This is a genomic window from uncultured Empedobacter sp., from assembly GCF_937930195.1.
GTDB classification, from domain to species: Bacteria; Bacteroidota; Bacteroidia; order Flavobacteriales; family Weeksellaceae; genus Empedobacter; species Empedobacter stercoris.
Map to the genome: position 1 here is coordinate 1 of NZ_CALGVK010000137.1, position 4,086 is coordinate 4,086.

At 24.5% G+C, this 4,086-nt stretch carries 3 protein-coding genes and 1 pseudogene; all 4 read left to right on the plus strand.

Annotated features, from left to right (window positions below; all coding sequences use genetic code 11):
• Positions 1-99 (plus strand): annotated as a pseudogene (locus tag Q0616_RS08010) (signal recognition particle-docking protein FtsY); the annotation flags it as partial.
• A 221-nt stretch (positions 100-320) separates the two neighbouring features.
• Positions 321-593, plus strand: a complete 273-nt coding sequence (locus Q0616_RS08015) for a hypothetical protein (protein ID WP_260544423.1) — start codon at positions 321-323, stop codon at positions 591-593.
• Positions 594-651: 58 nt separating this feature from the next.
• Positions 652-1,401 (plus strand): GLPGLI family protein, encoded by a 750-nt coding sequence (locus tag Q0616_RS08020; RefSeq protein WP_260544421.1) that lies wholly within the window; start codon positions 652-654, stop codon positions 1,399-1,401.
• Positions 1,394-4,045, plus strand: a complete 2,652-nt coding sequence (locus Q0616_RS08025) for a carboxypeptidase-like regulatory domain-containing protein (protein WP_284584139.1) — start codon at positions 1,394-1,396, stop codon at positions 4,043-4,045. The genes Q0616_RS08020 and Q0616_RS08025 overlap by 8 nt, the downstream gene beginning before the upstream one ends.
• Positions 4,046-4,086: the final 41 nt, after the last annotated feature.

Consider the following 4,086-nt stretch of genomic DNA (forward strand, 5'->3'; position numbering starts at 1 on the left):
ATTCCAGTAAAATACATCGGTGTTGGTGAAGGAATCAATGATTTACAAGCATTCAATAAAATGGAGTTTGTAGATTCTTTTTTCAAACGAAATAATTAAGAAATTCAATTTCTATAAAATATAAATCCTTCAAGTAAAACTTGAAGGATTTTTTAGTTATATACTTTTATTGTGAATACGTTATTTTTTAAAATAATTTGCGTTTAACGATTATTATTATTATTATTATTGATGTAATTAACGTTAATAGATAAAGTTATAGGTTGCAAACTATAATTAATATTAAAAAAAATCACATTAAAATGAAAAAAAACTTATTATTGAGTGCTTTTGCACTTTTTGGATCTTTTGCTATGGCAAATGAAAATGCACCTAGTAATACTGAATATGTAAAAGCTGAATCTATCGTGAAAGTTTTTGGTTGTACAGTTAGTATTACAACTATAACTTATGATGGATGTGGGAATAAAGTAGATAGTCATACAACTTCATATTGGTCAGATAGTAAAAGTTGTGAAGGGTTAGTGATGACTGTTAAGAATAATTATACAAATTCTCCTTGTATTGAATCATTTCCAGAACCTGAAAGGTAAAAAAATAGTAATAACAAAAGTAAACAAGTTTTGCTTGTTTACTTTTTTAAATTAATTTATGAAAAAATTATTTTTGTTAACATTTTTAATGTTTTTTGTTTTGTTAAATGGTCAATCTAATAATTTGGTTGAGTATAATTTTATTACAAAAAATGGAGTAAAAGAAGTTATGAAAGAATATTTAGTATTCAATGAAAATGAAATATTTTATGTAAATATAAAAAATGATGATAATCTGAATTATGAAGATGATAAATTAGCAAAAGAACGATACAATTATGAACCAATATATGTAAATCTAAAAACCGATAGTCTTTATCAGAATAAAATAGCAATTTTAAAGAAGAATAGTTCGGAGATGAAACGTATAATTATGGTTGAGAAGAGACCTACAGTTAATTGGAAGATTACAAAAGAATCACAAAAAATGTTAGGTTATACATGTTATAAAGCAACAACGAAATTTAGAGGACGAGATTATACCGCTTGGTTTACTCCTGAACTCCCATATAATTATGGTCCATGGAAGTTAGGTGGTTTACCAGGTTTGATATTGAAAGTGGAAAATGAGTTGTTTGATTATGATGCAACTCGAATTGTACTTAATTCTAATAAAATACCAACACTTCCTATTTTGAAATCATTTGTGAATGCCAAGTATAAATATCAATTGAAGCAAGCAATAGGGTTTGAAAATAATTGGTTGATATATAATCGTGCTAATATATACGCATCATTACCTTCTGGAGTAATAATAAAAGAAGAGCCATTAAGAAAAGACGTAAGAGAATTTTCTATTGATGAATAAAATCCTAATATGTTTAATTTTTATATTCATCTCATCAAATTTATTTAGTCAAATAAAAGGATTAGTAAAAGATGAGAAGGGTATTGTTATGGCAAATGCGAATATAATAATATTAGACTCTTTACAAGAAATAGAAGCTTTTGCCATTACTAATAAATTAGGAGGATTTGAAATAACGGATTTTAAGTTAGGAAATAAAACAATTCAAATAAAGAAACCAACTTTTTCTCAGTACGAAGAGGAAATAGTAATTGGTAAACAAGATTTTGACCTTGGGATTTTTACTTTAGTAAAAGATAATTCAATAATTCTGAAAGAGGTTATTGTAAAATCTACCGATAATTTTTATAAGAAAGATACTACGGAATTTGAAGCAGCAAAATATAGAACAGGAAAAGAATTAAATGTTGAGGATTTAATCAAAAGTATTCCAGGAGTTACAGTAGACAAAGATGGGAAAATAAAGATAGGTAAAAAAAATGTACAATCTGTTTTAGTAGAAGGTGATGATTTATTTGATAGAGGCTATGCACTTTTAACTCAAGCCATGAATGATCAATCTGTTGTAAAAATTCAAATAATTAACAATCACACCAAAAATCAATTAACAAAAGATATTTACAATTCTGACGCTTTGGCTATTAATTTAATTTTAGACGAAAAAGCAAAAAATCAGTGGAATGGAAATGCCTTAGTTTCATCAACAAGTTATGTGGAAAATCGTCAACAGCTTAGATTAAATCTGATGAATTTCTCTAAAAAAAGGAAAATAATCACCTTGTTTAATTATAATACAATTGGTTTTGATGAGATGAAAGGAGTTGATTATCTAATCAAAAATCAATTTTCGACTGCTTATAATTTCGACCAATTAAGTGATGTAAAGCATTTACCTAATTTGGCAAATTTGTATCAAGATAATTACCAATTTGAAGATAACCGAACAAATTTTAATAATGACAAAATCGGTGTTGTCAACTTTATAAATAATTTTAAGAAAAGTAAAATTCAAATTTTAGGTATTTATAATAGAATTGAGAAGAATAATTATATAGATGAAATCGAAAATTACAATGACAATGAAATTCAGTTTATAAATAATCAAAATAGCCAATGGAATAAAAAAATTGATAATTACTTTGTTAAAATTGAGTGGAATAAAGATTTGACAAAAAAATCGAATCTAAATATTACAAACCGTTCTTTTCTGTTGAATGAAAGAAATGCGAATAATTTTTTGTTTAATAATTCTTCAATTTTTTTAAAAGGATCTAACGAAACAAATTCTACAGATACACAATTGATTTATACAAATAAAATAGATAGTGTAAAATTAATTACAATTGTTGCAAAACATTTGTATCAAAATAGACCGTACGACTTTATAGAAACTAATCCTATTTTTAGAGATGTTTTTAACAATCAAGATTTATTAAATTTAAAGCAAAAGATTAATAATCGACAAAATTACATTGGATTAAAATCATCTTTTTTCAATAAAGTATCAAAAAAAGGAAATTACTTTGTCACTTTAGGAATGGATTATCAAAGTGTTAATTTAACTTCTAATTATAGAGGGTTTAATGAAAGTTTTTCGAAAATATTTTTATTAGATAATAGTGCAAATCATTTAGAGTACGATCAAAATAAAATGTATTTAATTCTTGGAATTGAAAGGAAATGGAAGAGTTTTGAATTTAAATCAAGTTTGCCAATTCTTTATTTTTCTACTTTAATTAAAGAAGATTTATCATCAAAGGAAAATAACTTTTTTGTATCTCCAAAAATTGAATTTTCTTACGAAAAAAGAAAATTTGGGAAAATCTCTTTTTCTTATAATTATCAAATAACGCCTACAAGTTTTGATGCTTATTATCAAGAATTAATATACAAAGGAAATCGTCAATTTAGTAAAAATAATATACTTGAATATAATATTTTTGGAGGTTCTCTATTTAATGTCAATTATAGTAAATCAAAAGGAATGAATAATGGATTTGAGTTTAGTTTAATGTATCAAATTCAAAATAAAACAATTGGGTATAATTCTACATTTAATTCTAATTATTCAGTTAACGAACAGATTATAGTTGATGGAATAGAAATAATCAATCCATCGTTCATGTATAAATATTTTATATATCCAATAAAAACGAAAATACAGTTTAATAGTAATTATTCAATAATTAAAAGTACTTCTATAGCTAATGAGAATTTAATTCGTAATCAGTTTTCGAGTTTAGTGTTTGGAATGGAAGTAAAATCGGGTTTTACAAGTTTTTTGAATTATGAATTGGGAGCTAAATTATCTATTAATAAAAGTAAAAATCAGTTAAATTCTTATAATTATAATAATATTGATGTCTATACAAATGTCTATTTTAATTTATCAAAGCAAATAACATTAGATATAAATTATGAGTATTACAATTTTGGAGGACAAAATCAAATGGATACTAACTTTTTGGATATGAAGTTGGTTTATCAATTAAAAAATTCTAAGATGAAGTTTTTTGTAAAAGGAAATAATTTATTCAATACAAAAGAAATAAAAAGAACATTAGTAACACCTGTGACAGAGCGTTATTTTACGCAGCGTTTACTTCCACTACATATTCTTTTGGGTATGAATATTAATTTTTAATACTCCACTTTCAAATACTCTTTATAAAACTTTTTGCTTTT

Excerpts from the sequence above, each read along its gene's own strand:
- Q0616_RS08020 (WP_260544421.1), top strand. The coding sequence starts at position 652 with ATGAAAAAATTATTTTTGTTAACATTTTTAATGTTTTTTGTTTTGTTA.
- Q0616_RS08025 (WP_284584139.1), top strand. The coding sequence starts at position 1,394 with ATGAATAAAATCCTAATATGTTTAATTTTTATATTCATCTCATCAAAT.